Below are 26750 nucleotides of genomic sequence, written 5' to 3' on the forward strand. Positions count from 1 at the left end.
ATCGGTCCCGGGCGGGTCCCGTGCGAGATTCCTGCACGGTCGAGGTTTGCGGGCCGGACATGGCCAGTATGGTGGTGCGCGCCGCCGAGCTGCCCGAGATGAGGTCGAGTAAACGGGCGGCGGAGCCAACCGGGAGAACCTGCCTTGAGTCGTGAAACTGACAGTTCGTCCTCCGGGCCCAACGGGCGCGGTGGAGCCGCGTACCCGTCGGGGACGCCCCCGTACGGCACCCCCGCGGCTTCCGAGAACGGTGCCGACACGGGCCGTTCGGCCGCCGGCAAGCCGACGGAGGAGCGCAAGACCGAGACAACGCTGACGACACGGATCCGGATCAACATCCCCGGATCGCGGCCCATCCCGCCCGTGGTCGTCCGTACACCCGTCGCCGACACCGACGCCTCGCCCGACAGCGGCGACGGCAGCGGGACCGGCACACCGGGGCCGCAGGGCACGAGTTCGCCCGCGGGTGCCTCCGGTCCGGCGGCCACCGCCCCGGCCCCGTCCGCCCCCGTGCCCGCGCCCGTGGAACAGCCCGCGCCGGCCGAGGAGAAGACGAGCGACTGGTTCGCGCCCCGCAGGGCCGGCGCGCCCCCCAAGGGCGCGACGGGCGGCGGCTCCACCAACGGAGCGGGCATGCCGGGCGGTTCGGCTCCCGCGGGCGCCCTGCCCGCCGGGACCACTCCGGGCGCTGGACGGCCGGCGCCGTCCACCGGCGCGGGTCCGCTGGGCATCACCGGGGGACGGCCCGGCGGCGCGAACAGTGCCCCGCTCCCCGGCGCCACCGGCGCCGGACCCGTGGCCCCCGGTCACGGCGGCGGCACGGGCTCCTTCGACGTCTCCGGGGCGCTGCGCGACACCGGCTCCTTCCCGGTCATCGGTTCGCCCGGCGCGGCGGGCACGCCCGGCCCGTCCGCGGGGTCAGGCGAACCCCGCCGCGACGACCTCCCGTACTTCTCCGAGAGCGGCCGCGGCGGCCCGGCCGGTCCGACCGGCGGTCCCGCCACCGGCGACGGCCCGCTGCGGCCCCCGGCCGGAGCCGGCGCGGGCCCCGGCAGCCTCGCCGCCCGGCCCGGTCCCGCCCACGGCAACCGGAACACGGGCACGGGACACTCCGGCGCTCGCGGCGGCCTGAGCGGCGGTCTCAGCGACGACACCGCGATCCTCACCCCGCAGAAGCCGGCACCCGACCCGGGCCCCGGTGCCTACGGCGCCCCCGCGGACAACGTCTCCGGGCACACGCTGACCAGTGGCATGCCCGTCGTGTCGCCCAGCCAGAACTTCGCGTACGACGGGGAGCCCGACCGCACCCGGTCGCACACCCCGCCGAAGCTCCCCGAACCCGTCCGGCAGCCGTCCGCCCCCGCGAAGGCGGCGAAGCCCGCGAAGAAGAAGGGCCGCAACAAGCCGGCGCTGCTCGCCGTCCTCGTCGTGGTCCTCGCCGGCGGTGCCTACGGTGCCGGCCTGCTCATGAACCACTCGGACGTGCCCAAGGGCACCACGGTGCTCGGCGTCGACATCGGCGGCGGCACCCGCGACGACGCCGTCAAGAAGCTCGACGACGCCCTCGGCGCCCGGACCAACAAGCCGCTCACGCTGTCCGTCGACGGTGACACGGTCCAGCTCAAGCCCGACCAGGCCGGACTCCAGCTCGACAGCCAGGCCACCGTCCGCGCCGCCGCCTCCAGCGACTACAACCCGATCTCCGTGATCGGCTCGCTGTTCGGGCAGGGGCGTGCGGTGGAGCCCGTGATGCCGGTCGACAAGGAGAAGCTGCAGGCCGCCCTGGAGCGCGCCGCGAGCGGCTCGGGTTCGGCGAGCGACGGCACGATCAAGTTCCAGGCCGGCAAGGCCGTCCCGGTCTACGGCAAGGCCGGCAAGGGCATCGACGTCGGACCCTCGCTTCAGGCCGTCCAGGATGCGTACCGCGCCCAGGTGGAGAGCAACACGGCCACGCCGGTGAAGGTCGCCACCACGACCCGCCAGCCGACGATCAGCAAGGCCGAGGTGGACCGGAAGATGTCGACGTTCGCGAACGTCGCCATGTCCGCGAACATCACCATCCGCACGGACGCCACCCACTTCATCCCCTTCAGCCCGCAGAAGTCCATCTGGAAGTTCCTGAGCGTCCGGCCGGTCCAGGGCAAGCTCGTCGAGTACTACGACCTCAACGCGCTCCAGTCGCTGTACGGCCACGCCTTCGACGGCGTGACGATCACCAAGGGCGACGGCAGCCAGAAGGCCGTCAGCCCGCAGGACGTGGCCTCCGCCATAGGAAGGGCGCTGGTCGGGAAGACGACCGCCGAGCGCGACGTGACCATCCCCACCAACCCCAACTAGCGGGCCCCGCCAAGCGCGTCGAGGGCACCCGGCCGAACCGGCCGGGTGCCCTCCTGCCGTTTGCCGTGTCGCGCGGCCCGCCACGAGCACGGACGCGGGCCGCCGACATGACATCTGTCATCCGCCGCTCAGGACACACCACACTGCCGCGCGTGCCCTCCTCTCGACCACGATGGACGACATGACAACGACTGCGGCGACCACCACCCCATCGGTGGTCCGGTTCGATTCGGTGACCAAGAGCTACGGGAACGTCCGGGCGGTCGACGGACTGACGCTCGAACTGCACCCCGGCGAGACCGTCGCCCTGCTCGGCCCCAACGGCGCGGGCAAGTCGACCACCCTCGACCTGCTGCTCGGCCTCAAGAACGCCGACAGCGGCACGGTGCGGGTCTTCGGCACCGGCCCGCGCGAGGCGATCGTCGCCGGCCGGGTGGGCGCCATGCTCCAGAGCGGCGGGCTGATGGACGAGGTCACCGTCGGCGAACTGGTCAAGCTCGCCTGCGACCTCCACCCGAGGCCCTACTCCGCGAGCGAGGTCCTCACCCGCGCGGGCATCACCCAGATCGCCGACCGCAAGGTCAACAAGCTCTCCGGGGGCCAGGCACAGCGCGTCCGCTTCGCCCTCGCCACGGCCGGCGACAGCGACCTGATCGTCCTCGACGAGCCCACCACCGGCATGGACGTCTCCGCCCGGCAGGCGTTCTGGGCCACCATGCGCGAACAGGCCGACCAGGGCCGTACGGTCCTGTTCGCCACGCACTACCTGGAGGAGGCCGACGCCATCGCGGACCGCGTGCTCGTCCTGCACCGCGGACGGCTGCTGGCCGACGGCACCGCCGCCGAGATCAAGGCCAAGGCCGGAGCGCGCCGCGTCTCCTTCGACCTGGAGGGCACGATCGACGAGGCCCCGCTGCGCGCGCTGCCCTTCCTCACCTCGCTCACGGTGGCCAGGAGCGGCTCAGCCGCGGGATCCGGGCAGACCGTCCGCATCCAGTCCTCCGACGCGGACGCCACCGTCCACGCGCTGTACGGGCTCGGCGTCTACCCCCGCAACCTCGAAGTCGCCGGGCTCGGTCTGGAGCAGGCCTTCGTCGCCATCACCGAGGCCGAAGAGGCCACCCGCGGCGCGGCCGAAGCGGCCCCCCGCGCCACCGCCGAGGAGGCCACGTCCAAGTGAACAGTCTCATCAAGCTGGAGATCACCCGCGCCCTGCGCAACCGCAAGTTCCTGTTCTTCTCGGTCATCTACCCCTCGGCCCTGTTCCTGCTGATCGCGGGCAGTGCCGACAGCACCACGAAGGTGGACGGCACCGGCCTGACCCTGCCGACCTTCTTCATGGTCTCCATGGCCTCCTTCGGCGCCCTGACCGCCGTCCTCATGGGCAACAGCGAGCGCATCGCGAAGGAGCGGGAGAGCGGCTGGGTACGGCAGTTGAGGCTCACCCCGCTGCCCGGCCGCGGCTACGTGTTCGCCAAGACGGCCAGCGCCGCCGTGATCAGCCTGCCGTCGATCGTGATCGTCTTCGTGGTCGCCGCGGCGGTGAAGGACGTACGCCTGGACGTCTGGCAGTGGTGCGCGCTCACCGGCGTGATCTGGGCCGGCAGCCTGGTCTTCGCCGCCCTCGGCGTCGCCATCGGCTACCTCGCCAGCGGAGACGCCGTCCGGCCGATCACGATGATCGTCTACTTCGGTCTGTCGATGCTCGGCGGCCTGTGGATGCCGACGACGACCTTCCCCGACTGGCTCCAGAACATAGCCAAATGGCTCCCCACCCACGCGTACGCTGCCCTGGGGCAGGCCATCGAACTGGGGGACGCCCCGCACGCGAAGGACATCGCCATCCTCGCCGTGTCCTTCGCCCTCTTCGCGGGCGGCGCGGCCTGGCTGTACCGGAAGGACACGCTGAAGGCGTGAACGCCATGACGGAAGACCCGCTGCCCGACGCGGCCCGCACGGACCGGATCGTGAGGATGGGGGAGTCCCCGCGCAACGTCCGTGAGGCCCTGCGCAAGTCGGTCTGGATCGTCATCTGGCTGGTGTTCCTCAGCTCGCCGGTCCACGACCTCGTCTCGGGCGACCACACGCCCGGGGCCACCGCGGCCGGCTGGGTGGGCCTCGCGGCCTTCGTCGCCGTCTATCTGACGCTGGTCTTCCGGCACATGGGCAAGGCCTTCACGGGCACCCTGGCCGTCACGCTCATGGTGCTCGCCCTGGGCGTGCTGGCCGTCGTCCTGTGCCTGACGCTCGGCGCGCCCTGGCTCGGCCTGTTCGTGTACGTCTCGGTCGCCTGCGGCACGACGTTCCCGCTGCGCGTCTCCTACTGGACGATCCCGCTGACCGCCGTCGTGATGCTGCTCGTCGGTCTGCACGGCGGCGAGGAGGACGCGCGCAACCTCGTCCTGCTCGTCGTCCTGATCGGCTTCGCGATGACCGGCGTACGGCAGTTGGTCCGTACGACGGTGGAACTGCGCAAGGCGCGGGCCACCGTCGCCCAGCTCGCCGCCAACGAGGAACGCCTGCGGCTCGCCCGGGACCTGCACGACCTGCTCGGCCACTCGCTGTCGCTGATCACGCTGAAGAGCGAGCTGGCCGGGCGGATGCTCCCCGACCACCCCGACAAGGCGGCCCAGCAGGTCGCCGACATCGAACAGGTCAGCCGCCAGGCCCTGGTCGACGTGCGCGAGGCGGTCACCGGCTACCGCAGGCCCCGGCTGGCCGGTGAACTCGCGGGAGCCCAGGTCGCGTTGACCGCTGCCGACGTGATCGCCGACCTGCCGGCCGAACCCGGCCTCGACGGCGTTCCCGAGGAGACCGAGTCCGCGCTGGCCTGGGCGCTGCGCGAGGCGGTCACCAACGTCGTACGGCACAGCGGCGCCCGGCGCTGCACGGTGGAGCTCGTCCGCCGCCAGACCCTGGACGGTCCCGTGCTCGAACTCTCGGTGGAGGACGACGGGTCGGGCGGCACCTCGGGCACGGCACCCGGCAACGGCCTGACCGGGCTGACCGAACGCCTGGAGAAGGCGGGCGGTTCGATGGAGGCGGGCCGGGTCCGGCACGGATTCCGGCTGGTGGCACGGGCGCCCCTGGAGGGCGGCCGGGCCCCTGTGGGCGCGGGGGACGACCCCGTAGGATCCGGTGCATGAGCCGCACGATCAAGGTCCTGCTCGCCGAGGACCAGTCGATGGTCCGCGAGGCACTGGCCGCCCTGCTGGGACTGGAGCCGGACATCGAGGTCGTCGCCCAGGTGGCGCGCGGTGACGAGGTGCTGGCGGCGGCCCGCGCCCACGACGTGGACGTGGCGCTCCTCGACATCGAGATGCCGGGCATGACGGGCATAGAGGCGGCGGCCGAGGTCCACAAGGAGCTCCCGGGCATCAAGCTGATCGTCCTCACCACCTTCGGCCGCCCCGGCTATCTGCGCAGCGCCATGGAGTCCGGTGCCGACGCCTTCCTCGTCAAGGACGCCCCGGCCGCCCAACTCGCCGCGGCCGTACGCAAGGTGCTGGACGGCGAGCGCGTCATCGACCCCACCCTGGCGGCGGCCGCGCTCGCCGAGGGCGCCAACCCCCTGACCGACCGCGAACGCGAGGTCCTCCGCGCCGCCGCCGACGGCTCCACCAACGCCGAACTGGCCAAGGCCCTCCACCTCTCCCAGGGCACCGTCCGCAACTACCTCTCGACCGCGATCCAGAAACTCGCGGTACGCAACCGGGCGGAGGCGGTACGGATCGCACGGGAGAAGGGATGGCTGTGAGCGCCACGGCCGGCCGGTGCCTCAGTTGAGCATCGCCCGTGCCGCGTGGGCCTGTTGGCGGACACGGGACGCGGCCGGTTCGTCGACCGCCGCCACCACGTCCGCGTAGGCGTCGAGTTCGGCGGCCCCGGTCAGGAAGTCTCCTCGCTGCACAAGGAGTTGGGCCCGTTCGTAGCGCAGCCGCGCGGAGTGCGAGGGCAGCTGCAGGGACAGCTCCACCGACCACAGGGCCACGTCGGAGCGCTCGGGCCGGGCGGCGGCCCAGGCCCGGATGTTGTTCAGGACGCGCAGGACGACGTCGAGCGGGTCGGCGGGGGCGAGCATCGACGGGTCGAGCGGGGCGCCGGTCGCGCCCGCGACGAGGAGCTGCGCGTCGGAGCCGGTCAGGACGCGTCCGCCGTCGAACGGGTCGGCGAGCACCTGTTCGTCGGGCGGTCCGAAGCCCACCACGAAGTGACCGGGCAGCGCGACCCCGTACACCGGCGCCCCGGCCCGCCGCGCGACCTCCATCCACACCACCGAGAGCAGGATGGGCAGCCCGCGCCGCCGGCGGAGCACCGCGTGCAGCAGGGAGGATTCGAGCCGCTGGTAGTCGCCCGGTGAGCCCCGGTATCCGAGGCGCCCGCCGAGGAGTTCGGCGAGGGCCGTCGCCCAGGCCCGGGGGCCGCCCGCGCGGAAGGGCAGCCGGCCCGCCAGCTCGTCCAGCAGGATCTGCGCCGCGTCGATCCCGGCGTCGTCCAGGGTTCCGTCCGCCGCCGCGCCCACCAGCAGGCACAGCTCCGCCGGATCGGGCCGCTCGGCCCGCGCCTCGGCGGCGAACCGGCGCCGTACCTCGTCGGCCCGGCCGGGCTCGGGCGGCTGGGGGGAACGCATAGGTGGCTCGTGCCCCGTCACGTCGATCGATACGGCTCGACACCCGCACCGGCGTCGCCGGACGGCTCGCGGTAGTGGTGGTAGGCGTGGTGCGGGGCGAACCCCATCCGGGCGTACAGCTCGCGTGCCCCGGCGTTGTCCGCCTCCACCTGGAGCCAGGCGGCCGAGGCGCCCTCCTCCAGGGCCCGGCCGGCCAGGGCGGCCATGACGGCGGTGGCGAGGCCGCGGCGGCGCAGGTCCGGATCGACCTCCACGGCGGCGAAACCGGCCCAGCGGCCGTCGACGACGCACCGTCCGATCGCCGCCGGAGCCGTGCCCCCTTCACCGGGAACCGTCGCGAACCACACCGAGGGACCGCCGCCCAGCACCTTCAGGGCCACCTCGCCGACGCCCTTGCGCTGGTAGCGGCCGAGCCATGCCTCGTCGGCCGTGCGGGAGAGCGTCACCCCGGGCGCCTCCCGGTCCGCGACCGGTGCCAACGCCCCGGTCCACAGCTCGGCGGTCACCTCGCGCGTCCAGCCGCGTGCCTCCAGCTCCGCGCACAGGAGTTCCTGGGTGCCCTCGGCGCCTGTGGCCGTCTGGACGAAGGCGGGCAGGTCACGAGCCGCGTACCAGTCCCGTACGTACGCGAGCGCACGGTCGAGCGGTACGCCGGGGTCGCCCAGCGGCAGCACGGAGTTGGCGCGCCGGGTGAACCCGCCCGCCGCCCGCAGCTCCCAGCCGCCGAGCCGCTCGCTCTCCACCGGCGGCCAGGCCCGCGCGGAGACGCGCGCCAGCTCCTCGTAGGACGCCGCGGGGCCGCGCCGCCGGGCCGGGGCGGACGGTACGACCTTCGCCGCGACCAGGGAGGACTCCGCGATCCGGACCCGTTCCCCGGTCCGTCGTGTGATCAGCAGCACACCGTCGTCCCATGATGTGAGAACACCGACCGTATCGGTGAACTTCTCCACCGTGTCTCCATCGTCGGTCAGGCGTCGTACCGAGACGCGTTTCCCCACGTCAGCAGCGGTGACGCGGACCTCCAGGCGGCCGGCGGCAGAGAATTCCACAGGTCAGTTCACCCCTCCTGTTCGGATCATGCCCAAGAACGGAGATACTAGGGGCGGGCATCGACTACGCCGCGCTCCCGCGCGCCAGGCGGCGGAGCCTACGACAGGCCCGCCAGCGCCCTATCGAGGAGGAACGACAGCGTGACCTACGTCATCGCGCAGCCTTGTGTCGACGTCAAGGACAAGGCGTGCATCGAGGAGTGCCCGGTCGACTGCATCTACGAGGGCTCCCGGTCCTTGTACATCCACCCGGACGAATGCGTCGACTGCGGAGCCTGTGAGCCGGTGTGCCCGGTCGAGGCGATCTTCTACGAGGACGACACTCCGGAAGAGTGGAAGGACTACTACAAGGCGAACGTCGAGTTCTTCGACGAGCTCGGCTCGCCCGGCGGTGCCAGCAAGCTCGGTCTGATCGAGCGCGACCACCCCTTCGTCGCCGCGCTGCCGCCGCAGAACCAGTAGAGCGGCCCGCACACGCGCCGCCTCGGTCCCGTACGGCCTGATCCTCCGGTCGCTGTACGGGACCGAGGCGTTTGCGGTGTCCGCCCGCGCATCCGTGCCGTGGCCCGTACCGGCGTACGGGGCGTACGTACGAGAAAGTGAGCCCGATCCCGTGTCCGCAGTCTCCGACCGGCTTCCCACCTTCCCCTGGGACAAGCTGGAGCCCTTCAAGGCGACCGCCGCAGCTCACCCGGGCGGCATCGTCGACCTGTCCGTCGGCACCCCGGTCGACCCGGTGCCCGAGCTGATCCAGAAAGCTCTGGTCGCGGCGGCGGACTCGCCCGGCTATCCCACCGTGTGGGGCACGCCCGAGCTGCGGGACGCGCTCACGGGCTGGGTGGAGCGACGACTCGGCGCGCGGGACGTCACCCACCGTCATGTCCTGCCGATCGTCGGTTCCAAGGAACTGGTCGCCTGGCTGCCGACCCAGCTCGGCCTCGGCCCAGGCGACAAGGTCGCCCATCCGCGCCTCGCCTACCCGACGTACGAGGTCGGCGCGCGGCTAGCCCGGGCGGAGCACGTGGTCTACGACGACCCGACCGAGCTGGACCCGACGGGCCTGAAGCTGCTGTGGCTGAACTCCCCGTCGAACCCGACCGGCAAGGTGCTGTCCGCCGCGGAGCTCACCCGGATCGTCGCCTGGGCCCGCGAGCACGGCGTCCTCGTCGTCTCCGACGAGTGCTACATCGAGCTGGGCTGGGAGGCCGACCCGGTCTCGGTGCTGCACCCCGACGTGTGCGGCGGCTCCTACGAGGGGATCGTCTCGGTCCACTCGCTGTCCAAGCGCTCGAACCTGGCCGGCTACCGCGCCGCGTTCCTCGCGGGCGACCCCGCCGTGCTCGGCGAGCTCCTCGCGATCCGCAAGCACGGCGGCATGATGACCTCCGCGCCGACCCAGGCCGCCGTGGTCGCCGCTCTCTCGGACGACACGCACGTCCGGGAGCAGCGTGAGCGCTACGCGGCCCGCCGCACCGCCCTGCGCGAGGCCCTCCTGGGCCACGGCTTCCGGATCGAGCACAGCGAGGCGAGCCTCTACCTCTGGGCGACCCGGGACGAGTCCTGCTGGTCCACGGTGGCCCACCTGGCCGAGCTGGGCATCCTGGTGGCCCCCGGTGACTTCTACGGCGAGGCGGGCGAGCGGTTCGTCCGCGTGGCCCTCACCGCCTCGGACGAGCGGGTGGCGGCCGCGGTGGAACGCCTGCGCTGACCGGCCGAGGGGCGGGAGCGCCCGCGCCGAGCGGCGAAACGGGGTCCGGGGAAGCACATCCCCGGACCCCGTCGCCGTACGTCCCGCCGGGCTAGCCCAGCGGCAGGGCGCTCATCGGGAGCTGTCCCGTCGGCAGGCCGCCCTTGGTCACGGCGTCCGTCGGCAGGCCGCTCGAGGACGCGGTCCTCGCGGTGTCACCGATGAGCCCTCCGGCCTGGCCGGCCGCGGTTCCGGCCACCTTCCGCGCGGCGGGCGCCGCCTTCCTGGCGACCTTGGTGCCGGCCTTGCCCGCGGGCGGCAGGGCCTTCTCGACCGCCGTGCCGCCGGTGATCCCGGTGGCGCGGTGCGTGGCTCCGTCGAGTGTGGGGCCGACGTTCGCCCCGTCCAGGGCGGTCAGCCCGCCGAGGCCGGGGGTGGGCGGCAGGTCGACGGCCGCGCTCGCGGAGCCGGCCGCGCCGACCACGGGTGCCGCTCCGGCCGCGACGAGCAGCGCGACACGGGCGATCCGGCGGGTCAGGGAGAGGGACATGGTGCTCCTTAGACGGAAGGGAACGAGCAGTCGTCCTGCCGGAGCCGATCGGCCGAGTCGATCGGGAGGTGATCGTTCCGGGCTCGGACGCAGTGACTACCGCTCGAAGTCCGCGAAGGTTGCGGTGGCCCGCCGTAAAGAGTTGGCAATGCGTCGCATTATCGGTTGTGGATAAAAACGGGCAAACGATATCCGGTCAAAGGGTTCGTGGAGTGGCCACGGCCCTTTGTTTCCAAGGGTTTTCACGCACCGGGGGTGAGTGCCCGAAAGGGCGCGCACATCGCCGGCCCCCGGTGTCCGCGTCCTCCCCAGGGGTGAGGTCCCGTACTACTGCCCGGTCATGATCCGGACCTCGCCCGCGGTGTCCTCCGCCTCCGTGCCGCTCTTGTCGTCCGCCGTGCGCCACGAGCCCTCCGCCGTTCCCGCGGTCCACTCGCGCCCCGCGTACGACACCCGGTCGATGTGCAGGGCCGAGGAGTTGGCGACGGCCCAGTGCGCCAGCTCCCAGCCGCGGCGCAGCTCCGTGGCGCCGGAGCCGGACCCCTCGCGCACGGGGACGGTCACGGTCCGGTCGGCGCTCCCCGTGGCGGCGGGGGCCGCGGAGGCCGAGGAGGCGGGGGAATCCGTGGAGACCGGCGAATCCGAGGGGGCCGCGGACTTCGGGGCGGCCGGTGCCGGTGACACGGCGGAACCCGCGGTGTCCACCGTGGCACCCGCCTCCTGGAACACATCCCGTCCGAAGTCCCGCGCGAGCGCGGCGCGCACCGGCGCCGGACCGCCCGCCGGAGTCGTCGCGGCCGGGCGCCCCTGACAGGTCAGCGTGGCCGCCGCGCGGCCGGTCAGGGCGGCGGCGAGCAGCGTGGCGTCCGGCTCGTGCTTGGCGTACGCCTGCGGGAAGCCGCTGTGCTGCACCCGCTGCGCCGCGACCGTGAGCGGCAGCCGTGAGTACCCGGGCACCTTGGCCAGGTGCTCGTAGAAGATGCCCGCCGCGTACGTCGGGTCCATGATCTGCTTCTCGGTGCCCCAGCCCTGCGACGGGCGCTGCTGGAACAGACCGAGGGAGTCCCGGTCGCCGTGCCGGATGTTGCGCAGCCCCGACTCCTGGAGCGCCGTCGCGAGGGCGATGGCCACCGCGCGCTCGGGCATGCCGCGCGAGGTGCCGATCGCCGAGATCGTCGCCGCGTTCACCGCTTGTTCGGGAGTGAACTCGTACGACGCGCCGTCGCCGTTGGCGGAGACGACCTTGCACCGGGGCGCGCCCACGCCGCCCGTGAGGTACTGCACGCCGAGGTAACCCGCGACCGCGAGCAGGACCACGAGGGCCCCGCCGAAACGCAGGAGGCGACGGCGGCGTCGCCGGACAGGAGTGGGGGACGGCTCAGACACGCGTACAAGGTACTGGAGAGCGCTGTGGGCGAACCCTGGGGCTGTGGACAACGGCGGCGGGGCCGGGGGATACGACCCCATCCGGCTGCTTTCGGTACCCCCGGGCCGGGCGCGCTAGGGTCGACGCCATGGCCGACACCCCTCTTGACCTCACCCTCGACGCAGCCGAGCTCACCGCGCGGCTCGTCGACTTCCGCTCCGAGAGCGGCGACGAGAAGCCGCTCGCGGACGCCGTCGAGACGGCCCTGCGCGCCCTGCCGCATCTGACGGTCGACCGGTACGGCAACAACGTCGTGGCCCGCACCGACCTGGGCCGCGCCGAGCGGGTCGTCCTGGCCGGTCACATCGACACCGTGCCGATCGCCGGCAACGTGCCCTCCCGCCTCGACGAGAACGGCGTGCTGTGGGGCTGCGGAACCTGTGACATGAAGTCGGGCGTGGCCGTCCAGCTCCGTATCGCGGCCACCGTTCCCGAGCCCAACCGGGACCTCACCTTCGTCTTCTACGACAACGAGGAGGTCGCGGCCGATCTGAACGGGCTGAAGCACGTGGCCGAGGCCCGCCCCGAGTGGCTGCGGGGCGACTTCGCGGTCCTCCTGGAGCCCTCCGACGGACAGGTCGAGGGCGGCTGCCAGGGCACGCTGCGGGTCCTGCTGAAGACCAAGGGCGAACGGGCCCACTCGGCCCGGAGCTGGATGGGCTCGAACGCGATCCACGCGGCCTCCCCGATCCTGGCCGCGCTGGCCGCGTACGAGCCGCGATACCCGGTGATCGACGGTCTGGAGTACCGCGAGGGCCTGAACGCGGTGAAGATCTCCGGCGGGGTCGCCGGCAACGTCATCCCCGACGAGTGCGTCGTCACCGTCAACTTCCGCTACGCGCCCGACCGCACCGAGGAGGAGGCGATCGAGCACGTCCGCGAGGTCTTCGCCGACTGCGGTGTGGCGGAGTTCGTCGTCGACGACCACAGCGGTGCCGCCCTCCCCGGCCTGTCCCACCCGGCGGCGGCCGCGTTCATCGAGGCGGTGGGGGGCACCCCGCAGCCCAAGTACGGCTGGACGGACGTCTCCCGTTTCAGCGGCCTCGGCATCCCGGCGGTCAACTACGGACCCGGCAATCCGCACCTGGCCCACAAGCGGGACGAGCGAGTGGAAACGGCCAAGATCCTCGCGGGCGAACAGCGCCTGCGCGCCTGGCTCACCGCCTGAGGAGCGGCCCGTACCCGTCGGCTGTTCACGGCGGACATGCCCACGTCCCCCCGCCGTAACCAGCGGAGATCTACGCTGGGGCGGAACGACCTTCCCCCGCACCGGTTTCGGCCGGGGCGGGGGAGATCCGTACGCGGAGGGAGTGGACATGGCTACTGGAGACCCGAGGGGCAAGAAGCGGCCACCTGAGGAGCAGCGGCTGGGCCCGGTGCTGCGCAGGCGGGACCAGGTTCAGGCGAGCACCACGGATCAGCGACTGCTGGACGCGGGCGGTCCTTCGGACTGGGTGCACACCGATCCCTGGCGTGTTCTGCGCATCCAGTCGGAGTTCATCGAGGGCTTCGGCACGCTGGCCGAACTCCCGGCCGCGATCAGTGTGTTCGGCTCGGCGCGGACCCCGGTCGGGTCGGCCGAGTACGAGGCGGGTGTCGCTCTCGGCCGCGGCCTGGTGGACGCCGGGTTCGCGGTGATCACCGGTGGCGGACCGGGTGCCATGGAGGCCGCCAACAAAGGCGCCCTGGAGGCGAAGGGCATCTCCGTCGGCCTCGGCATCGAGCTTCCCTTCGAGCAGGGGCTGAACCCGTACGTCGACATCGGCCTGAACTTTCGCTACTTCTTCGTGCGAAAAATGATGTTCGTCAAGTACGCGCAAGGGTTCGTGGTGCTGCCCGGCGGTCTCGGCACCCTCGACGAGCTCTTCGAGGCGCTCACGCTGGTCCAGACCCAGAAGGTCACCCGCTTCCCCATCGTGCTGTTCGGTACGGAGTACTGGGGCGGCCTGGTGGACTGGCTCAAGAACACCCTCGTCGCCCAGGGCAAGGCGGCCGAGAAGGACTTGATGCTGTTCCACGTGACCGACGACGTGGACGAAGCGGTGGCCCTGATGTCGAAGGAGGCCGGCCGCTAGGCGTTCACGGGGTGGGGGTACGGCCGTACCCCCACCCCGTCCGCTACGCCAGTCCGCGCCGGGCCACCGCCGGCGGCCGGTGCCCGGCGATCGACGCCACCATGTCCAGCACCTGACGGGTCTCCGCGACCTCGTGGACGCGGTACACCTGCGCCCCCAGCCACGCCGAGACCGCGGTCGTCGCCAGCGTCCCGAGGACCCGCTCCTTGACCGGCTTGTCGAGCGTCTCGCCGACGAAGTCCTTGTTGGAGAGCGAGACGAGGACCGGCCACCCGGTGGAGACCATCTCCCCGAGCCGCCGTGTCGCCTCCAGACTGTGCCGGGTGTTCTTCCCGAAGTCGTGTCCGGGATCGATGAGCACCGACTCGCGGGGCACCCCGAGGGCGACCGCGCGCTCCGCGAGGCCGAGCGTGACCCGCAGGATGTCGGCCATCACGTCCTCGTAGGCGATCCGGTGCGGACGGGTGCGCGGCTCGGACTCCCCGGCGTGCGTGCACACGAGCCCCGCCCCGTACCGGGCGGCCACCTCGGCCAGCCGGGGATCGACCCCGCCCCAGGCGTCGTTGAGCAGGTCGGCGCCGGCCTCGCAGACCGCCTCGCCGACCTCGTGCCGCCAGGTGTCGACACTGATGACCACATCCGGGAAGCGGCGGCGCACCTCGGCGACGAAGCCGACCGTCCGCCGCGCCTCCTCCTCGGCGGTGACCTCCTCGCCCGGACCGGCCTTGACCCCGCCGATGTCGATGATGGCGGCCCCCTCGGACACCGCCTGCTCCACGCGCGCGAGAGCGGGCTCGTCGCGGAAGGTGGCCCCCTGGTCGTAGAAGGAGTCCGGGGTCCGGTTCACGATCGCCATGATCACCGGCTCGTGCGCCTCGAATTCGCGCCTGCCCAGCCTGAGCATCCCCTGTGACCTCTCCCCGTCAGTCGCACCGATAAGCCGCCTGCGACCTTAACTGTCACACTCGCATGGCACGATCGGAGCCTGACACTTCCAGCGTCAGACTGCTTTCGTCAGCACCAGTAATTTCGCGCCGACGCGACCCGCGCCGGCACCAGAGCGTGGGGACCTCAGCGATGTTCATGTTCTTGTTCCTGGTCGTCGCCCTCGCCGTCGTGGTCGCCGCGGTGACCCTGTCCGTGGTGGGCGGCGGTGAGCGCGCGCCCCTTCCCGACGCCGAGCCCGAGCGGCTGCACGATCCGCTGCCGTACGACCGCCCGGTGCACAAGGGGGACGTGGACGCCCTGCGTTTCGCCGTCACCGTGCGCGGCTACCGCATGACGGACGTCGACGACGCCCTGGGCCGGCTCGGCGCCGAGATCGGCGAGCGGGACGCCCGGATCGCCGATCTGGAGTCGGCGCTCGCGGGGGCCCGCGCGGCGAGCGGCACCACCTCGCTGCGCAAGCACCCCGAGGACGAGCGATGAGCGACGCGCTGGCCGGACCCGACGGACTGCTGCGCTGCCCCTGGGCGCTGTCCACCGAGGACTACGTGGCGTATCACGACGAGGAGTGGGGCAGGCCCGTCCGCGGCGACGACGCCCTCTACGAGCGGCTGTGCCTGGAGGCCTTCCAGTCGGGGCTGTCGTGGATCACCATCCTGCGCCGCCGCCCCGGCTTCCGCGCGGCCTTCGCGGACTTCGAGATCGCCAAGGTCGCGCTGTTCACTGAGGCCGACGAGGAGCGCCTGCTCGCCGACGCGGGGATCATCCGCAACGGCGCCAAGATCCGGGCGACCGTCGCCAACGCGCGCGTGCTGGCCACGTGGGAGCCGGGCGAGCTGGACGAGTTCGTCTGGTCCTTCGCCCCCGATCACACCGCGCGTCCGGCCCCCGAGAAGCTCTCCGACGTACCGGCGGTCACCGACGAGTCGACCGCCCTGTCCAAGGCGCTCAAGAAGCGCGGCATCCGCTTCGTGGGCCCGACGACGGCGTACGCCCTGATGCAGGCGTGCGGCCTGGTGAACGACCACCTGGCCGACTGCGCGGTGCGCGACGCCGGCTGACCCGGACGCCCTCACGGACGTGGAGGGGGTCCGCCGCGGGCCGGCCCCGCGGTCCGCGGCGGACCCCCGAGGTTCAGCGCCCCAGGTACTTGGGCTTCTCCTTGTTCACGAACGCCTGGACCGCGATGGCGTGGTCCTCGGAGGCACCGGCCCGCGCCTGGAGTTCGTCCTCCTTCTCCAGGGTCTCCTCCAGCGAGTGGGTGAGCCCGAAGGCGACCGACTCCTTCAGGGCGGCGTACGCCAGCGTCGGCCCGGAGGCCAGGGCGCGCGCCACCTTCTCCGCCTCGGCCCGCACCTCGCCGGCCGGAACCAGCCGGTTCGCGATGCCCAGTTCGTACGCCTCCTGGGCGCTGATGCTGCGGGGGAAGAGCAGCAGGTCGGCGGCACGGCTCGGGCCGATCACCCGCGGCAGCGTCCAGGAGATCCCCGAGTCTGCGGTCAGCGCGACACCGGCGAAGGACGTGTTGAAGGCGGCCGTGTCGGAGACGACGCGGTAGTCCGCGGCCAGCGCGAAACCGAAGCCGGCCCCGGCCGCGACACCGTTGACCCCGGCCACCACGGGCTTCGCGGCGCCGACCAGCGCTCGCACGATGGGGTTGTAGTGCTCGCGGACGGTCCTCATCGTCCCGCCCGACCCCGACTCCCGGTCGGCGGCCAGCAGCCCGATGTGCTCCTTGAGGTCCTGGCCGACGCAGAACGCCCGGTCACCGGCCGCGGTCAGCAGGATGGCCCGTACGGCGTCGTCCGCGGCGGCTTCCTGCGCCGCGTCCCGGAAGGCGACCTTGGTCTCGACGTTCATCGCGTTCATCGCCTCGGGGCGGTTCAGTGTGATCGTCGCGAGTCCGTCGCTCACCTCGTAGAGCACGGTGTCGGCCATGGTGGGTCCCTTCCGGGGGTCGCGGCTCGTCGTACCGGCCGGTACGTCCTGTGTCCGATGACAGCATGGCGGAGATCACCGGCGGTGGGCGCGGGGCCTCCATGTGACCTGCGTCAAAGAATTCCGCGCCGTGAAGGCCGATGCGGCGGCGCAGTATCGCAGCCACATCGCCGAATTGGGTGGTTTTGCTCAAGCGCGTTGCGCAAGCGATGCCGACTGATGTTGGTCATCGGGTCCTGAGATGCGAGATAATGGCCTGGAAGCAATGTGTTCGATGCCGGTGACGTGTGTCCTATGAGAGGACGTGCGTGCCCTCCGAGGGGGCCGTCGGCGACGATGAGCTGGTTTCAGGAAGGGGAACGAGCATGGCGGCCATGAAGCCGCGGACGGGCGATGGCCCGCTCGAGGTGACCAAGGAGGGGCGGGGCATCGTCATGCGCGTTCCGCTCGAAGGCGGCGGGCGGCTCGTCGTCGAGCTGACCCCTGACGAGGCCGACGCGCTCGGCGACGCCCTCAAGAAGGTCGTCGGCTGACGCGGAACGCGACCCTTACCTCTTCGGCTTCCCCGGCATCGCACATGGTGCCGGGGAAGCCGTGTTTTCGCCGTCGTACGGGACCGCCGTGCCGCCTCGAACGGCGGGAACGGGCAGGTCAGCGCTTGACCGCGCACAGCAGGCCGTCGCCCACCGGCAGCAGCGAGGGCACCAGCTCCTGGCTCTCGCGCACCGCGCGCAGCAGCTCGCGCAGCCGGGTCACCTCGACCGGCTGCGGCCCCGAGTCGACGGTGCGGCCGTCCGCGAAGACGCCCTCGAAGGCGACGAGTCCGCCCGGGCGCAGCAGGCGCAACGATTCAGCGAGGTAGTCCAGGCTCTCCAGCCGGTCGCCGTCGCAGAAGACCAGGTCGTATCCGGCGTCGGCGAGACGGGGCAGGACGTCCAGCGCGCGGCCCGGGATGAAGCGGGCCCGGTTGCTGGCGAACCCGGCGGCGCGGAAGGCCTGGCGGGCGAACTGCTGGCGCTCCGGCTCCGGATCCACGGTGGTCAGTACCCCGTCCGGCCGCATGCCGTGCAGAAGATGAATTCCGGAGACGCCGGTCCCGGTACCGATCTCGGCGACCGCCTTCGCGTCCACGGTGGCGGCGAGCATGCGCAGCGCGGCGCCCGTGCCGGGTGACACCGAGCGCAGGCCGGCCTCGTGGGCCCGGTCCCGGGCCCAGCGCAGCGCCTCGTCCTCGGCGACAAAGGCGTCGGCGAACGCCGCCCAGCTCGTCTGCCGGTTGCCGGTAATGACCCTCTCCTGTCCCCGTGGTTGCCTGGGCGTGACTGTATCCGTTGGTGCTGGGAACCTGCGGATGGGACCGGGCGTTTAGAGGGGTGGGAGAACCGAGCGGGGGGAAGTCGATGGGTCGGTACACGGAGCGGGGCCGCGGGCGGACGTCGGCGGACCCATATGAGCCCGTATCAAATTCGCGTAAAACCGCTTATCCGGAGCTAACGGGCGAGGTGGCTATGGTAGGGGCTCCACTGGACACCACCAGAGCCGACAGGGGAGGTGCGGCTGCGCCTGTGGATCGGGGAGGAGTGCTGCGGCGCCTGCTCAGATCGACCGGTGAGCCGAAATCCGTGACCGACAACGCCGACCAGCTCCCCGTTGCTGCCCGCGCGCAGACCGCGACGTTCACCACCGACGCGGAGGCGCAGGCATGGACTCCGCCCACCTGGGAGGAGATCGTCAGCACCCACAGCGGTCGCGTCTACCGTCTCGCCTACCGCCTCACGGGCAACCAGCACGACGCCGAGGACCTCACCCAGGAAGTCTTCGTCCGCGTCTTCCGCTCGCTGTCGACCTACACGCCCGGCACCTTCGAGGGCTGGCTCCACCGCATCACCACGAACCTCTTCCTCGACATGGTGCGGCGCAAGCAGCGCATCCGCTTCGACGCCCTCGGCGACGACGCGGCCGAGCGGCTGCCCAGCCGTGAGCCCTCCCCGCAGCAGGTCTTCAACGACGCGCACTTCGACGCCGACGTCCAGCAGGCGCTGGACACCCTCGCGCCCGAGTTCCGCGCCGCAGTCGTCCTCTGCGACATCGAGGGACTGTCCTACGAGGAGATCGCCGCGACCCTGGGCGTCAAGCTCGGTACGGTCCGTTCCCGGATCCACCGCGGCCGCTCCCAGCTCCGCAAGGCCCTGGCACACCGGTCTCCCGAGGCCCGCGCCGAGCGTCGCTCGTTCGCGGCCCGTGTGCCCGTGCTGGGGGGAGGGGGCGCGACCGCGTGAGTGGAACCCGTCCCACCCCTGCCGAGCAGCACCTCGGGGACCGACTTTCCGCCCTGGTGGACGGAGAGCTCGGTCATGAGTCGCGCGACCGCGTCCTGGCCCACCTCGCCACCTGCGCCAAGTGCAAGGCCGAGGCCGACGCCCAGCGCCGACTGAAGAACGTCTTCGCGGAGATGGCCCCGCCGCCGCCCTCCGAGAGCTTCCTCGCCCGCCTCCAGGGACTCCCCGGGGGAGGCGACTCCGACAGCCCGCGACTGAACGGCGGCAGCTTCGGCGGCGGACTGCCCGGCGGCCCGACGGGCTCCGGACTGTCCGGCGGCTTCGGAATGCGGGGCGGGACCTTCGGGTACGTGCCCGCCGGACCGCACGCCGATGTACTGCCTCCCGCTCCGGGGCGCGGCTTCCGCATCCACGACGTCAGCCGCCACGAGGCCGACCGGTCCGCCTCGCGCGGACTGCGGTTCGCCTTCGTCGCCGCGGGCGCGGTGTCGCTCGCGGCCGTCGCGCTCGGCGGAGTGACCACCGGCATGCCCGGGGACACGGACGCGCGCGGAGGCGCCGGCGCCGGAAGCAACGTCACGCCGTCCCGGTCCCAGGGCACGGGGGCGACCTCGACTCCCGAGTCGCAGCGCCGCCGGTCCACCGGACCGCTGCTCGCCCAGGGCGAGCGGTCGCTCGGCAACGGTCCGGTGGCGCCGACCTCGGTGTCCGCCCCGCTGCTGCCGGGAGTTCCCGCTCCGGTGGGCCGCGGCCAGGACGCCGTGCACACGCTGACGACACCGGTGGTCGCCGGTGCCGCCGCGATGTCCCCTCTCATACGTCCCCTCACCGACGTCCAGCCGCTCACACCGACCCGGGCTCCGGGTCTGCTCGCCGCCCCCGCCGCGACACCGTCCCCCACTTCGTCCCCGTACTCCACCCCTCGTAACGCCCGCTGACACCGCCCTCTGCGCGTCGGCCCGGGAACCTGGTTGAATCCGGGGTGGGCCGCGTCCGCGGGAGGGATCACGGACGCGGAGGCGACAAGTCTGTGGTGGCCGTCGGCGCGTTGTGCCGCGGGCCGGGTGTGGGGAGAGCATGAACGAGGGCAGGCCCACGAACGCGAAGTGGTGGAGTCGACCCCGGCCCGAGGCCGAGGAGAGGGACACCGCACCGGCTCACCCCACGGAACCGGATCCCACCCACCCCGACGCCCCGACGCCCACGGACGGCGCCGTACCGGCGGCGCCCGAGCCGCACCCGGGAGACGCCCACGGGGGCGACACCGGCGGCGACGGTGGGGACTTCGAGCTTCAGGAGCCCGCCGCGCGGCGCCCCGCCCCCCTGCACGCGCCCGACCCCTACGGCACGCCGCCCTACGGCCGCCCCGGCCCCTGGGCGCCCGCCCCGCCGGTCCAGCACCCCGCCGGGCCCACGGCCCATCCGGCCCCGGTCGCCTCCGACGTGCCCGTCGCCTCCGACGTGCCCGTCGCCTCCGACGTGCCCGTCGCCTCCGACGTGCCCGTCGAGCCGGTCGAGCCCGTCGAGCCGGCCGCGCCCGTCGAGGCCGCCACCCCCGATCCCTGGCGGAACTACGACCCCTGGGCCGCCACGCCCGGCTCCCCGCGGGAGCACGGCGGCCTCCGGCACAGCGGACCCTTCCAGCAGAACGGCGTCGCCGTGCCCACCGTGGCGCAGCGGCGCGGGAGGGCGAGGAAGTCCCTGGCCCTCGCCGCCGTCGTGCTCGCGCTGGTGTCCGGCGGCGTGGGCGGCGTCGTGGGGGCCTATCTGGAGCGGAACGGGGGACTGACGGACGTCGAGCTGCCGCAGGCCGCCAGGGAGGCCCCGGGGCGCGCCCCGGACAGCGTCGCCGGGATCGCGGCCCACGCGCTGCCCGGCGTCGTCACCCTGCATGTGCACGGCAGCGAGGAGGACGGCACCGGAACCGGCTTCGTACTCGACGGCGAGGGACACATCCTCACCAACAACCACGTGATCGACCCCGCCGGCGGGAACGGCACGATCACCGTGACGTTCAGCGGCGGCGAGACGGCGAAGGCCCGGGTCGTCGGGCACGACAGCGGCTACGACCTCGCCGTGGTCAAGGTCACCGGAGTCGGTGGTCTGGCCCCGATAGCGCTGGGCAACTCCGACAGCGTCCAGGTCGGCGACCCGGTCGTCGCCATCGGCGCGCCCTTCGACCTCGCCAACACGGTCACCTCCGGGATCATCAGCGCCAAGGACCGGCCCATCACGGCGGGCGGCGAGAAGGGCGACGGCAGCGACGTCTCGTACGTGGACGCCCTCCAGACCGACGCACCGATCAACCCGGGCAACTCGGGCGGGCCGCTGCTCGACTCCCGGGCCCGTGTCATCGGCATCAACAGCGCCATCCGTTCCGCCGACAGCGGCTCCGACCTGGGGACCGGTCAGGCCGGTTCCATAGGGCTCGGCTTCGCCATCCCCGTGAACCAGGCCAAGCGCGTCGCCGAGGAGCTCATCAACACCGGCAGGGCCACCCACCCTGTGATCGGTGTCACGCTCGACATGAACTACACGGGCGACGGAGCGCGGGTCGGCGCCAAGGCCGCCGGGGGCGGCGCCTCCGTCACGGTCGGCGGTCCCGGCGCCAAGGCGGGCATCAAGGCCGGTGACGTCATCACCGAGGTCGACGGCACACGGGTCCACTCCGGCGAGGAACTCATCGTGAAGACCCGCGCCCACCGGCCCGGAGACCACCTCCGGCTGACCGTCAGGCGGGGCGGCGCGGACCGGACGATCACCCTGGTCCTCGGTTCGGCGGACGGCGGCTGAGCGGTGCCGACGACCGGGCCCGCGAGTGACACGAACCTCACAGTCGAGCACGACGTCCCAGCTCCGGACGGCAAACAGCAGGGAAAACCCGCGGTGCGCGCGAAGGCGGAAGCCTCGGGACAGTTCCGGACGGACGGGATCGACGGGTACGGTTGGATGCGGCCCGGACCACGGAAGACTCCCGAGGGCCGAGGACCGAGGTCATCGCGAGGAGCTACAGGTGTTCAATGACGTAGGACCGCTCGAGCTGGTGACGCTCGTCGTCCTGGCCGTGCTCGTCTTCGGTCCCGACAAGCTCCCGAAGATGATTCAGGACGTCTCGCGCACGATCCGCAAGATCCGCGAGTTCTCGGAGAGCGCCAAGGCGGACATCCGCGACGAACTCGGCCCGGAGTTCAAGGACTTCGAGTTCGAGGATCTCAACCCCAAGACGTTCATACGCAAGCAGCTCGACAACGACGAGCTGGGGCTCAAGGAGATCCGCAACGGCTTCGACCTGAAGAAGGAGATGGCCGAGGTCACGGACGCGGTGCACAGCAGCGAGTCCGGCTCCTCCGCGTCCGGCGGCTCCGTCGACATGACGAAGACGTCCGGTGGCTCCGTCGACATGACGAAGAAGCGCGAGAAGCTCGACGGCGACGAGCGCCCGCCGTACGACGCCGACGCCACCTGATCCCCTCAGGACCCCGTCCGATCCCCGTACGGCACCGTCTGATCCGTACGGAGTATCGCGGAGCGGCCCGTCGTACGAGTGCGGCCGCCGCCGGGCGGCCATGACCCTCTCGGGGCGCGGAACCCTGCCCCGAGACGGGCGGACACGGTCCCGGACCGCCTCCCGCCACAGGCCGCCGCCAGGCCCCGCGCGGTCCGAATACGCCGTTCGCGCACCTTACGCGCCGGGCGCTTTCGACGCTGCTCCGAGCAGGGTGGCTATGCTGCCCAGTTGTTGTGCGGACCGACAAGGTCGCCCGAGGGGGGTGGGCCGCCCGGTCCGACGAGAGCGAGGAGGCGTCCGGCAATGGAGACGACAAGTCGGGTAGGCGCGCAGGCGCCGGCCGCGGAGGGTGGCCAACAGGTCCCCACCGCCCGGCGTACGGTCGACGGCTACCTGCTGGCGCCCTTCCCCTGGTACGGCCTCGACGAGGCCTTCACGGGGCAGCGCTGGCTGATGCAGGTGGGCACCTCCGCGGACGGCATGGTCGAGCACGGTTCCGTCGGACACGGGGACGAGCCCTCGGTGCGCCCCGAGCCGGGCGAGGACAAGGAGCGGTTCGCGGTGGTGGTCACCGTCGCCGCCAGCCCCGTACGGCGCAGCGCGGACGGCACGGGACTGCTGGAGGCCACCTCGGTGTCCTCGGCGGCCTGGCTGGCCGGTGTGGGGCTGCTGTCCTTCACCTGGCCCGGCCAGATGGACCACAGCCTGCGCGACGACTGGCTGGACCAGCAGACCGAGACCGCTTGGGTGCTGGCCGACGACCTGGACGGCTCGGACTGGTCGACCCTGTCGCTGCCCGTGGACGGCGTTCCCACGCCGTTCCACTACCGCGAGTCCGAGTTCGGCTGGGTCCTCGCGGGTTCCACCCAGGAAGGCGTCCACGTGGGCGCGTACGGGCGGGGGATGAGCGCGTACGGGCTCGGCTTCGCGGTGATCAAGGACATCGCGTCCTACGCCTAGGACATCGCGTCCTGCGCGTAGGAGATCGGGTCCTGCGCCAAGGAGATCGGTTCCTGCATGAAGGAGGGGGCGCCGTCCGACACGGACGGCGCCCCCTCCTTCGTACGAGAGACCCGGGAACCCTAGAACTTGTTGCGCGGGGTGATGCCCAGCGACATGCCCGACAGGCCGCGCTGGCGGCCGCCCAGCTTGCCGGCGATGGCGCGCAGCGCGGAGCCGGCGGGGGAGTCGGGGTCGGTCAGGACGACCGGCTTGCCCTCGTCGCCGCCCTCGCGCAGCCGGACGTCGATCGGAATGGAGCCGAGGACCGGGACGGTCGCTCCGGTGGTGCGGGTCAGGCCGTCGGCGACCGACTGGCCGCCACCGGTGCCGAACACGTCGACCATCTCGTCGCAGTGCGGGCAGGGCAGCCCCGCCATGTTCTCGACCACGCCCACGATCTTCTGGTGGGTCTGCACGGCGATGGAGCCGGCCCGCTCCGCGACCTCGGCCGCCGCCTGCTGCGGGGTCGTCACGACCAGGATCTCGGCGTTCGGGACGAGCTGGGCGACGGAGATCGCGATGTCGCCGGTGCCCGGCGGGAGGTCCAGGAGCAGGACGTCCAGGTCGCCCCAGTACACGTCCGCCAGGAACTGCTGGAGCGCGCGGTGGAGCATCGGGCCGCGCCAGACGACCGGCGCGTTGCCCGGGGTGAACATGCCGATGGAGATGACCTTCACACCGTTCGCGGACGGCGGCATGATCATGTTCTCGACCTGGGTCGGCCGGCCCTCCGCGCCGAGCATGCGCGGCACCGAGTGGCCGTAGATGTCGGCGTCCACGACACCGACCTTGAGGCCGTCGGCGGCCATAGCGGCCGCCAGGTTCACGGTGACCGAGGACTTGCCGACACCGCCCTTGCCGGACGCGACGGCGTAGACGCGGGTGAGCGAGCCGGGCTTGGCGAAGGGCACCTCGCGCTCGGCGGTGCCGCCCTTCAGCGCGGTCGCCAGCTCACGGCGCTGTTCGTCGCTCATCACGTCGAGTTCGACGTCGACACGCGTGACGCCCTCGACCCGCGAGACCGCCTCCGTCACCCGCTGGGTGATCGTGTCGCGCATGGGGCAGCCGGAGACCGTCAGGTACACGGCGACCGCGACCACGCCATCCGCACCGATCTCCACCGATTTGACCATCCCCAGTTCGGTGATGGGTCGGTTGATCTCGGGGTCGTTCACCGTCGCCAGTGCTTCACGCACCGCGTCTTCCGTAGCCATAGGGACGATGGTACGGCGCGACCCATGTGCCCCGGAAAGCCCTGTCACCGGTCGTCTACGTCACGTCCCCGCGACCGATCCGCCGGGAATACGACCCGGCCGTCCCCGTGGCCGTCGGGATGGCGCTCCTCCAGCTCCTTGACCAGGTCCTGGAGCTCGTTGCGGATCCAGTCGCGGGTGGCGACCTCGCCCAGGCCCATCCGCAGCGCCGCGATCTCGCGGGTGAGGTACTCGGTGTCGGCGATGGACCGCTCGTTCTGCTTGCGGTCCTGTTCGAGGTTGACCCGGTCGCGGTCGTCCTGCCGGTTCTGCGCGAGCAGGATCAGCGGGGCGGCGTAGGAGGCCTGGAGCGACAGCATCAGGGTAAGGAAGATGAACGGGTAGTTGTCGAAGCGTAGGTCGTTCGGCGCGAAGATGTTCCAGACGACCCACAGGATGATGACGACCGTCATCCAGACGATGAACCGTCCGGTGCCGAGGAAGCGGGCGATGCGCTCGGAGAGCCGCCCGAAGGCCTCCGGGTCCCACTCGGGCAGCAGCCTGTGCCGTGGCGGCTTCGGCTGGTCGAGCCGGGTGCGCGGGCGGGGGGCCGCCGTCGCCCCCGTGGCGGCCCGCTCACGGGCCTCACGGTCGGGCGCCATGGCGTCCCTCCCCGCCCCGCGGGCCCTCCGGGTCCCGGCGGCCGTCCGCGGGGCCGCGGGCGTCGGGGACGCCCTCACGGCCGCTCCCGTCGCTCCCGTCGCTCCCGTCGGTCTCGTCCGTCCCGGTCCCGTCGGTCCTGTCGGTCCCGCGCCCGTCGTCGCCGTCGTCCCGCTCCGCGTGCATGCTCTCGTGCACGCCCTCGTCGAGGTGGAACTCCGTCTCCCGCCAGTCCTCGGGCAGCATGTGGTCCAGTACGTCGTCCACGGTCACCGCGCCGAGCAGCGAGCCGCTCTCGTCGACGACGGGGGCCGCGACCATGTCGTACGTCGCGAAGAACCCGGCGACCACCGGCAGCTCGTCCTCCGGGGCCAGCGGCTGGAGGTCGTCGTCGACGAGCGAGCCGACCAGCGTGGGCGGCGGATCGCGCAGCAGCCGCTGGAAGTGCACAGCCCCCAGGTACTTGCCCGTCGGTGTCTCGTCCGGCGGGCGGCACACGTACACCTGGGCGGCGAGCGCGGGGGAGAGGTCGGGGTTGCGGACCCGGGCGAGAGCGTCGGCGACGGTCGCGTCGGGCCGCAGCACGATGGGCTCGGTGGTCATGAGGCCGCCCGCCGTCCGTTCCGCGTAGGCCATCAGCCGCCGGACGTCCGCCGCCTCGCCGGGCCGCATCAGCGTCAGCAGCCGCTCCACGTCCTCGGTGGGCAGCTCGGCCAGCAGGTCGGCCGCGTCGTCGGGGTCCATCGCCTCCAGGACGTCCGCCGCGCGCTCCTCCTTGAGCTTGCCGAGGATCTCGATCTGGTCGTCCTCGGGCAGTTCCTCCAGGACGTCGGCGAGGCGGTCGTCGTCGAGCGCGGCGGCCACCTCGCCGCGCCGCTTGGGCGACAGATGGTGCAGCACGTTCGCGAGGTCGGCGGGCCGGAGCTGCTCGAAGGTGGCCAGCAGGCTCTCCGCGCCCTGTCCGTGCTCCTCCAGCGAGAAGCCGGTGACGGAGGACCAGTCGACCGTCATCGTCTCGCCCTTGGACCGCCGGAAGGCGCCGGCGCGGCCCTTGCGCACGAAGACCCGGCCGATCTCCCACTCCCTGCGGGCCAGGAGCTGCTGGATCGACACGTCCAGGACCGTCACCTCCTCCCCCGTCTCGACGAGGGTCACGAGCCGGTCGAGCAGCTCACCGAAGACGAGCCGTTCGGTGGGCCGCTGCTCGAAGCGGCGCACGTTCAGGACGCCGGTCGTGATGACCTGGCCGGACTCGATGCCGGTCACCCGGGTCATGGGCAGGAAGATGCGGCGGCGCGTGGACAGTTCGACGACGAGGCCGAGCATGCGCGGCGGCCGGCGTCCGACCCGGAGCATGGCGACGAGGTCCCGCACACGGCCCACCTGGTCGCCGTTCGGGTCGAAGACGGCGACGCCGGACAGGTGCGAGACGAAGATCCGGGGGGCGGCTGCGGCCATGCCCGGGCCTCCT

General features: G+C 72.4%; 27 protein-coding genes. 17 read left to right on the forward strand and 10 right to left on the reverse strand.

Going from position 1 to position 26750, the window contains the following annotated elements; all coding sequences use genetic code 11:
- The first annotated feature begins 144 nt into the window (after positions 1-144).
- From ACIQ7M_RS16180 to ACIQ7M_RS16200, 5 genes are all read left to right on the forward strand, one after another.
- On the forward strand, positions 145-2337 hold the full coding sequence (locus ACIQ7M_RS16180) for a hypothetical protein (RefSeq protein WP_403644251.1): 2193 nt from the start codon (positions 145-147) through the stop codon (positions 2335-2337).
- Between the two features lie 181 nt (positions 2338-2518).
- Positions 2519-3517, forward strand: a complete 999-nt coding sequence (locus tag ACIQ7M_RS16185) for an ABC transporter ATP-binding protein (protein ID WP_403644254.1) — start codon at positions 2519-2521, stop codon at positions 3515-3517.
- The gene (locus ACIQ7M_RS16190) at positions 3514-4254 is read left to right on the forward strand and encodes an ABC transporter permease (RefSeq protein WP_403644257.1); all 741 of its coding nucleotides are present in this window, start codon (positions 3514-3516) and stop codon (positions 4252-4254) included. Before ACIQ7M_RS16185 ends, ACIQ7M_RS16190 begins: the two co-directional genes overlap by 4 nt.
- Positions 4255-4259: 5 nt before the next feature.
- The gene (locus tag ACIQ7M_RS16195; RefSeq protein WP_403644583.1) at positions 4260-5483 is read left to right on the forward strand and encodes a sensor histidine kinase; all 1224 of its coding nucleotides are present in this window, start codon (positions 4260-4262) and stop codon (positions 5481-5483) included.
- Entirely contained in the window at positions 5480-6094 is a 615-nt protein-coding gene (locus ACIQ7M_RS16200) for a DNA-binding response regulator (RefSeq protein WP_389846031.1), read from the forward strand. Before ACIQ7M_RS16195 ends, ACIQ7M_RS16200 begins: the two co-directional genes overlap by 4 nt.
- Before the next feature lie 21 nt (positions 6095-6115).
- Here the strand turns inward: ACIQ7M_RS16200 and ACIQ7M_RS16205 are convergent, their stop codons facing one another.
- Positions 6116-6967, reverse strand: coding sequence for a tetratricopeptide repeat protein (locus ACIQ7M_RS16205; protein WP_403644260.1), 852 nt, complete (start codon positions 6965-6967; stop codon positions 6116-6118).
- A 17-nt stretch (positions 6968-6984) separates the two neighbouring features.
- Positions 6985-8016: a GNAT family N-acetyltransferase gene (locus ACIQ7M_RS16210; RefSeq protein WP_403644262.1), complete on the reverse strand. Its 1032-nt coding sequence runs from the start codon at positions 8014-8016 to the stop codon at positions 6985-6987.
- 141 nt (positions 8017-8157) lie between these two features.
- Here ACIQ7M_RS16210 and fdxA point away from each other — a divergent pair, with 141 nt between their 5' ends.
- A complete protein-coding gene (gene fdxA, locus ACIQ7M_RS16215; RefSeq protein ID WP_019058397.1) occupies positions 8158-8478 on the forward strand; it encodes a ferredoxin in 321 nt (106 codons plus the stop codon).
- A 151-nt stretch (positions 8479-8629) separates the two neighbouring features.
- On the forward strand, positions 8630-9724 hold the full coding sequence (locus ACIQ7M_RS16220; protein WP_403644265.1) for a bifunctional succinyldiaminopimelate transaminase/glutamate-prephenate aminotransferase: 1095 nt from the start codon (positions 8630-8632) through the stop codon (positions 9722-9724).
- A gap of 91 nt (positions 9725-9815) precedes the next feature.
- On the opposite strand, the gene ACIQ7M_RS16225 is transcribed toward ACIQ7M_RS16220, so the two are convergent.
- Complete coding sequence (locus ACIQ7M_RS16225; protein ID WP_403644268.1) at positions 9816-10253, reverse strand: ATP-binding protein; 438 nt, start codon at positions 10251-10253, stop codon at positions 9816-9818.
- A 327-nt stretch (positions 10254-10580) separates the two neighbouring features.
- Complete coding sequence (locus ACIQ7M_RS16230; RefSeq protein WP_355765602.1) at positions 10581-11639, reverse strand: heavy metal transporter; 1059 nt, start codon at positions 11637-11639, stop codon at positions 10581-10583.
- 128 nt (positions 11640-11767) lie between these two features.
- Here ACIQ7M_RS16230 and dapE point away from each other — a divergent pair, with 128 nt between their 5' ends.
- Both dapE and ACIQ7M_RS16240 read left to right on the forward strand, forming a co-directional pair.
- Positions 11768-12847 carry a succinyl-diaminopimelate desuccinylase gene (gene dapE / locus ACIQ7M_RS16235; RefSeq protein WP_355765605.1) on the forward strand — a complete coding sequence of 360 codons (1080 nt, stop codon included), beginning with the start codon at positions 11768-11770 and terminating at the stop codon, positions 12845-12847.
- Between the two features lie 148 nt (positions 12848-12995).
- Positions 12996-13754 carry a TIGR00730 family Rossman fold protein gene (locus tag ACIQ7M_RS16240; RefSeq protein WP_403644272.1) on the forward strand — a complete coding sequence of 253 codons (759 nt, stop codon included), beginning with the start codon at positions 12996-12998 and terminating at the stop codon, positions 13752-13754.
- A gap of 43 nt (positions 13755-13797) precedes the next feature.
- Here ACIQ7M_RS16240 and folP read toward each other — a convergent pair whose 3' ends face one another.
- A complete protein-coding gene (gene folP, locus ACIQ7M_RS16245; protein ID WP_355773601.1) occupies positions 13798-14658 on the reverse strand; it encodes a dihydropteroate synthase in 861 nt (286 codons plus the stop codon).
- A gap of 173 nt (positions 14659-14831) precedes the next feature.
- Between folP and ACIQ7M_RS16250 the strand changes: the two genes are divergently transcribed.
- Both ACIQ7M_RS16250 and ACIQ7M_RS16255 read left to right on the forward strand, forming a co-directional pair.
- A complete protein-coding gene (locus ACIQ7M_RS16250) occupies positions 14832-15182 on the forward strand; it encodes a DivIVA domain-containing protein (protein WP_355773599.1) in 351 nt (116 codons plus the stop codon).
- The gene (locus ACIQ7M_RS16255) at positions 15179-15760 is read left to right on the forward strand and encodes a DNA-3-methyladenine glycosylase I (protein WP_355773596.1); all 582 of its coding nucleotides are present in this window, start codon (positions 15179-15181) and stop codon (positions 15758-15760) included. Before ACIQ7M_RS16250 ends, ACIQ7M_RS16255 begins: the two co-directional genes overlap by 4 nt.
- 73 nt (positions 15761-15833) lie before the next feature.
- On the opposite strand, the gene ACIQ7M_RS16260 is transcribed toward ACIQ7M_RS16255, so the two are convergent.
- Complete coding sequence (locus ACIQ7M_RS16260; RefSeq protein ID WP_355773594.1) at positions 15834-16637, reverse strand: enoyl-CoA hydratase-related protein; 804 nt, start codon at positions 16635-16637, stop codon at positions 15834-15836.
- Between the two features lie 365 nt (positions 16638-17002).
- On the opposite strand from ACIQ7M_RS16260, the gene ACIQ7M_RS16265 reads away from it, so the two are divergent.
- Positions 17003-17170 carry a DUF3117 domain-containing protein gene (locus ACIQ7M_RS16265; protein ID WP_003966491.1) on the forward strand — a complete coding sequence of 56 codons (168 nt, stop codon included), beginning with the start codon at positions 17003-17005 and terminating at the stop codon, positions 17168-17170.
- A 118-nt stretch (positions 17171-17288) separates the two neighbouring features.
- On the opposite strand, the gene ACIQ7M_RS16270 is transcribed toward ACIQ7M_RS16265, so the two are convergent.
- A complete protein-coding gene (locus ACIQ7M_RS16270; RefSeq protein WP_355773606.1) occupies positions 17289-17990 on the reverse strand; it encodes an O-methyltransferase in 702 nt (233 codons plus the stop codon).
- A gap of 227 nt (positions 17991-18217) precedes the next feature.
- Here ACIQ7M_RS16270 and sigE point away from each other — a divergent pair, with 227 nt between their 5' ends.
- The 5 genes from sigE (at position 18218) to ACIQ7M_RS16295 (ending at position 23384) form a co-directional block, all read left to right on the forward strand.
- Positions 18218-18916, forward strand: coding sequence for an RNA polymerase sigma factor SigE (gene sigE, locus ACIQ7M_RS16275; protein WP_355773603.1), 699 nt, complete (start codon positions 18218-18220; stop codon positions 18914-18916).
- The gene (locus tag ACIQ7M_RS16280; protein ID WP_355773591.1) at positions 18913-19854 is read left to right on the forward strand and encodes an anti-sigma factor; all 942 of its coding nucleotides are present in this window, start codon (positions 18913-18915) and stop codon (positions 19852-19854) included. Before sigE ends, ACIQ7M_RS16280 begins: the two co-directional genes overlap by 4 nt.
- Before the next feature lie 139 nt (positions 19855-19993).
- Positions 19994-21709, forward strand: a complete 1716-nt coding sequence (locus tag ACIQ7M_RS16285; RefSeq protein WP_403644278.1) for a trypsin-like peptidase domain-containing protein — start codon at positions 19994-19996, stop codon at positions 21707-21709.
- Between the two features lie 220 nt (positions 21710-21929).
- Positions 21930-22382 carry a sec-independent translocase gene (locus ACIQ7M_RS16290; protein WP_389846051.1) on the forward strand — a complete coding sequence of 151 codons (453 nt, stop codon included), beginning with the start codon at positions 21930-21932 and terminating at the stop codon, positions 22380-22382.
- Between the two features lie 345 nt (positions 22383-22727).
- Positions 22728-23384, forward strand: coding sequence for a hypothetical protein (locus tag ACIQ7M_RS16295; RefSeq protein WP_355773584.1), 657 nt, complete (start codon positions 22728-22730; stop codon positions 23382-23384).
- Positions 23385-23506: 122 nt separating this feature from the next.
- On the opposite strand, the gene ACIQ7M_RS16300 is transcribed toward ACIQ7M_RS16295, so the two are convergent.
- Genes ACIQ7M_RS16300 through ACIQ7M_RS16310 form a run of 3 tightly spaced genes read right to left on the reverse strand, consistent with a single transcriptional unit; the run spans position 23507 to position 26737 of the window.
- Complete coding sequence (locus ACIQ7M_RS16300; protein ID WP_389846054.1) at positions 23507-24640, reverse strand: Mrp/NBP35 family ATP-binding protein; 1134 nt, start codon at positions 24638-24640, stop codon at positions 23507-23509.
- A 44-nt stretch (positions 24641-24684) separates the two neighbouring features.
- Positions 24685-25281: a DUF1003 domain-containing protein gene (locus ACIQ7M_RS16305; protein ID WP_403644282.1), complete on the reverse strand. Its 597-nt coding sequence runs from the start codon at positions 25279-25281 to the stop codon at positions 24685-24687.
- The gene (locus tag ACIQ7M_RS16310; protein ID WP_403644285.1) at positions 25265-26737 is read right to left on the reverse strand and encodes a magnesium transporter MgtE N-terminal domain-containing protein; all 1473 of its coding nucleotides are present in this window, start codon (positions 26735-26737) and stop codon (positions 25265-25267) included. The genes ACIQ7M_RS16305 and ACIQ7M_RS16310 overlap by 17 nt, the downstream gene beginning before the upstream one ends.
- Positions 26738-26750 lie beyond the last annotated feature (13 nt).

This window comes from Streptomyces sp. NPDC096324, from assembly GCF_044763015.1.
GTDB lineage: Bacteria > Actinomycetota > Actinomycetes > Streptomycetales > Streptomycetaceae > Streptomyces.